This window comes from Streptomyces panacea, assembly GCF_040560175.1.
In the GTDB taxonomy this organism is placed as follows: domain Bacteria; phylum Actinomycetota; class Actinomycetes; order Streptomycetales; family Streptomycetaceae; genus Streptomyces; species Streptomyces panacea.
Map to the genome: position 1 here is coordinate 1 of NZ_JARJHW010000309.1, position 4,762 is coordinate 4,762.

General features: G+C 71.5%; 4 protein-coding genes and 1 pseudogene. 3 read left to right on the forward strand and 2 right to left on the reverse strand.

Translation table 11 applies throughout. The annotated features are described in order from the left end of the window. Window positions 1–12 precede the first annotated feature (12 nt). Both P3L51_RS35120 and P3L51_RS35125 read right to left on the reverse strand, forming a co-directional pair. Complete coding sequence (locus P3L51_RS35120; RefSeq protein ID WP_354609425.1) at window positions 13–258, reverse strand: hypothetical protein; 246 nt, start codon at window positions 256–258, stop codon at window positions 13–15. A gap of 199 nt (window positions 259–457) precedes the next feature. Beyond that, a pseudogene (locus P3L51_RS35125) lies at window positions 458–670 on the reverse strand (hypothetical protein); the annotation flags it as partial. A gap of 191 nt (window positions 671–861) precedes the next feature. Here P3L51_RS35125 and P3L51_RS35130 point away from each other — a divergent pair. From P3L51_RS35130 to P3L51_RS35140, 3 genes are all read left to right on the forward strand, one after another. Further along, on the forward strand, window positions 862–1,554 hold the full coding sequence (locus P3L51_RS35130) for a GntR family transcriptional regulator (RefSeq protein ID WP_354609422.1): 693 nt from the start codon (window positions 862–864) through the stop codon (window positions 1,552–1,554). 50 nt (window positions 1,555–1,604) lie between these two features. After that, window positions 1,605–4,121 carry a glycosyltransferase gene (locus P3L51_RS35135; protein WP_435594594.1) on the forward strand — a complete coding sequence of 839 codons (2,517 nt, stop codon included), beginning with the start codon at window positions 1,605–1,607 and terminating at the stop codon, window positions 4,119–4,121. Window positions 4,122–4,270: 149 nt separating this feature from the next. After that, the coding region (locus P3L51_RS35140; RefSeq protein WP_354609424.1) for a putative DNA-mimic protein at window positions 4,271–4,762 on the forward strand (492 nt) is incomplete at its 3' end.

The window sequence follows — 4,762 nt, forward strand, 5'->3', positions numbered from 1 at the left end:
CCGGCCCCCGCGTCAGCGCGTCTCGCGGTAGCCGAGCGACGGGAGACGGGCCTTCCGGTGCCAGTGGGCAGTCCGCCGCCTGCCCGCCTGGCTGCCCGCCTGCTCGCACTCCGCGTCGGCGATGCGCGGCGGCGCGAACGTGACGGTGCGAACGTGACGGTGCGCGTCGTCGTGCTTGTCCGTCGTCGCGCGCGGGGTCGTGACGCGCAGCCGGGTGCCGCCGTGGGCGAAGGCCGGGGCGAGTACGGGGGCCTCCACGGTCGGCAGCGGCGCGCCCGCGCTCGCCCGCCCTCGCCCGCCCGGCCGTCTCCCGGATCCTCAGGGTGCCGTCGGCGCCGCCGACCGCGATCCTGCTCCCGGCGGTGGAGAAGGCGAACGACGGCTGTGTCACCGGCTCCCGGCCGGTGTTCCCCGAACCTCCGGTGAGCACCGCGAGCCGCCGCCCCCGGCCGTCCCACACGGTGACGCGGCTGTCCATGTCGCTCACCGCGAGCAACCGCCCGTCCCGGCTGAAGGCCGCCTTCTCGATCCGGCCCCACTGCGCTCCCCGCGCGCCTCGTACACGCTGTACGGCAACGCGCCGCCGACCGTCGAGATCCGGTGAGCGCGTGCCGGACTTCTGGCGCGTCGTCGCCGTCCACGACCTCGTGGGCCGATCGCTGGACGACACGGACCAGGGGGCGGCGAAGCGCGCTGCGCCTCGTGCGGTCTACGAGATGTGCGGGACCCGGCGGGTCACCGGCGCGCGGATCACGGTGTACCGCGCGGCCGGGCGCCTGCTGACCTGCCGGGCCGTCCAGCCGAGGCCCCTCCCGATCCCTGGCTTAAGGTGTGCGAAGCCGGATGAGGGGACGACCACCAATGCCCGCCAGCGGAGCCGTGACCCGCAACACCCTGCGGCAACAGATCGCGGACGCACTGCGTGACGAGGTGTTGGCAGGGCGTTTGCTTCCGGGCGAGGAATTCACCGTCAAGCACATCGCCGAGCAGTACGGCGTCTCGGCGACTCCCGTCAGGGAGGCGCTGGTCGACCTGGCCGCGCAGGGTCTGCTCGACTCCGACCAGCACCGGGGCTTCCACGTCCACCAGTTCACCGTCGCCGACTTCCGCGCCATGGTCGACGCGCGCTCGCTGATCGCGGACGGGATCTTCCGCCGTATCGCGGTGAGCGGCATCGCGCGGGTGCACTCCGAGGCGCTGGTGTCGGTGCGCCGCCGCGCCGAGGAGGCCGCGCGGGCGGCCAAGGGCGGGGACCTGGACATCCTGATCGGGTACGACCTGCGGTTCTGGCGGGAGCTGGCCGCGCTCGTCGCGAATCAGTACATCTGCGACTTCCTGCACCGGATGCGTGTCCAGGCGTGGGTGTTCTCCGTGCCGTTCCTGCGTGGTGACAACGCCTGCCGGGACTGGCTGTGGAGCGGGCACGAGCAGCTGGTCGACGCGCTCACGCTCGGCGACGCGGACGCCGCGCGCGTGGTCGTCGACGAGTGCCACGCGCACTCGCTGGCGTGGGCGGACCGGCTGGATCCGGAGCTGGGACGTCCGCGGCGGTGAGCGGGTACGCGATGAGCGGAAGAACGGACGCGGCACGCGGCATACCTGACATGCCGGGTGGGCCGGGTGTGTCCGACGGGACCGGGGTGCCCGACCGGACCGGCGCGCCCGACGGCATCGGCACGGCGGCGGACCTGACCGTCGTCGTCCCCGCGTACAACGAGGAACACCGGCTGCGCCCCACCCTCGACGCGATCTGCGCGCATCTGCGCGCCGACCCGGAGCGCTGGGGCGACTGGGAGCTGATCGTCGTCGACGACGGCTCGACGGACGGCACCACCGCGGTCGCCTCCCGCGCCGCCGCGGACGAGCCCCGCGTCCATGTGCTGACGAGCGAGGAGAACCGCGGCAAGGGCCACGCCCTGCGGCTGGGCGTCCTGGCGTCGTACGGCAGGCGTGTGCTGGTCACGGACGCGGACCTGGCTACACCGATAGCGGAACTGGACGCGCTGGACGCGCTGTTGGCGGACGACGGCGACCCGTACGAGACCGGGACCGCCGCCGCGATCGGCTCCCGCGCACTCCCCGACTCCCGCATAGACGTGCACCAGCGCCCCCTGCGCGAACGGCTAGGCCGTCTCGGCAACCGCCTCATCCGGCTCGTCGCCGTACGCGGCATACGCGACACCCAGTGCGGCTTCAAACTCTTCGACGGCGACAAGGCGCGCGCCGCCTTCGCCGCCTCCCGTCTCGACGGCTGGGGCATAGACGTCGAGATCCTGCGCCACTTCCGCCGCGCCGGCTGGCCCGTCACCGAGGTGCCGGTGCGCTGGTCGCACCAGACCGGGTCGAAGGTGCGCCCGGCGGACTACGGCCGCGTACTGCTGGAACTCCTGCGGCTCCGTACCCGGGCCCGCCCGGTGGACCTCGCCGTCGCCGGTCTCTTCCTCCTCTTCTCCGTCCTCCTCTACAAGGGCCTGTGGGCGGACCTGGACCGCGCGTATCTCGCCGACTCGATGCAGGACCAGAACCAGTGGGAGTGGTTCTTCGGCGTCACCGCCGACAACGTCGCGCATCTGCGCAATCCGCTCTTCACCACGTTTCAGGGCCGGCCCGACGGCGTGAACCTGATGGCGAACACCGTCATGCTCGGCCTGTCCGTCCCTCTGACACCCCTCACGCTCCTCTTCGGCCCGACGGTGACCTGGGCGCTGGTCCTCACGCTCGGCCTGACGGTGACGGCCGTCGCCTGGTACTGGCTGTTCCTGCGCCGCGTCACCCGCGTCCCATCGGCGGCGGCCCTCGGCGCGGCGCTCGCGGCGTTCGCGCCGCCGATGATGTCGCACGGCACCGCGCACCCCAACTTCCTTGTGCTCTTCATGATTCCGGTGATCATCGACCGGGCGCTGTCCCTCTGCGAGGGGCGCGGGGAAGGCCGAAGGGCCGTACGGGACGCTGTCCTGCTCGGCCTCTTCGCGGCGTATCAGATCTTCCTCGGTGAAGAACCGTTGCTGCTCGCCGCGATGGGAATGCTGATCTTCGCCCTGTCGTACGCGCTCGCGGGCCCGGACGTCGCGCGCGCCGCCCTGCGACCGCTGCTGCGCGGGCTCGGTATCGCGCTGGCGGTGTGTCTGCCGCTGGTGGCGTTCCCGCTGTACTGGCAGTTCTTCGGCCCGCAGAGCTATCACAGCGTCCTGCACGGCGACAACGCCGGCAACAGCCCGCTCTCCTTCCTGGAGTTCTCGGGCCGCGCGCTGTTCGGCGACGAGGCGCGCGCCGACGCGCTCGCGATGAACCGGACCGAGCAGAACGCCTTCTACGGCTGGCCGTTGACCGCGCTCGCCTTCGCGATCGTGGTGTGGCTGGGGCGTTCACCGCTGGTGAAGGCGCTGACCGGCACGGTGATCGTGGCCGCGCTGCTGTCGCTGGGGCAGAAGATCCGTATCCCCTTCACGGACGTGGTGCTGCCGGGGCCGTGGCGCGCGCTGGCACATCAGCCGCTCTTCGAGTCGGTGATCGAGTCGCGGGTGGCGATGATCTGCGCCCCGGCGCTCGGCGTCCTGATCGCCCTCGCGGCGGCCCGGATCAAGGACCTCGAACCGCCCGCGCACCGGACGGTGGGGCTGATCGCGCTCGTCGCCGCGCTGCTGCCGATCCTGCCGACGCCGCAGCCGGTGCGGGAACGTGCGGAGGTGCCGCGCTTCATCACGGACGGCATGTACCGGGACTACGTCGCCGAGGGCGAGAGCGTCGTCCCCGTACCGCTGCCGAGTCCGATCGAGGCGGATGCGCTGCACTGGCAGTCGGCGACGGGCTTCGGCTTCTCGGTGCCCGGGGGCTACTTCAACGGGCCCTGGGGCCCGGACCGGACGGGCATCTACGGCGCGCCGCCCCGCTACACCTCCAACCTCCTGAGTGACGTCCGTTACGGCGGCCGGATTCCGGACATCGGCTCCAGATGGCGCGCGCAGGCCAAACTCGACCTGGAGTTCTGGAAGGCGGGCGTCGTGGTGCTCGCTCCGCAGGACAACGACGAGGCGCTGTACGAGGTCGTGGCGAAACTGCTGGGCCGGCCGGGGGAGCGACTGGGGGGTGCGTGGGTATGGGACCTGCCGAGGACGCGTTGACAACGACGGTCGTGTCGGCCGTCTTCGCTGATCGCGTTCGCCGCATTACGCTGACCCGACGGTCGGGTTCGTACGTACGTGTACGAACCTGACGGAACTAGATAGAACCCGACGGAATCCGTTCGAACTCGTTGGAGAGCGAGCCTCCCTTGGCCTGTGACCTGTGGTTGGTCCCCCTCGTCGACGTGCTGTGCCACAGCCCCGACAACCCCTTCGCCGAAGAGATCGCGGTCTACGACAAGGCACTCGGCGACGCCGGGCTGCCGTCCGTTCCCGTCTTCGCCTACATGCCCGGCCTCTCCGGTGACGTCGCACCCGTCGCCGGCTTCGACTACGACGCGCTGCACTTCCTGCGCCGGGCGTATCTGCTCCAGATGTGCGGCCTGGCGGTGACGCCGGTGGGCGAACTGGGCGGTGACTACGAGCAGTTGCTGGAGATGTTCGAGGCGACGGCCCAGCAGTCGCATCTGGTCTGGCACTACGACCACGCGGGCGCGTACGTGCCCGTGGACTACGCGTCCCCGCTCTCCAACGAGGAACTCCTCGCGGGCGGCGGCCCGTTGGGCTCGACGCAGGGACTGCTGCGCGAGCTGGAACTGGTGGCCCGCTCCATCGGCATCGACCCGGCCAACCCCCCGACC

Coding starts and splice junctions, on each gene's coding strand:
- P3L51_RS35130 (WP_354609422.1), top strand. CDS start 862: ATGCCCGCCAGCGGAGCCGTGACCCGCAACACCCTGCGGCAACAGATC.
- P3L51_RS35135 (WP_435594594.1), top strand. CDS start 1,605: ATGCCGGGTGGGCCGGGTGTGTCCGACGGGACCGGGGTGCCCGACCGG.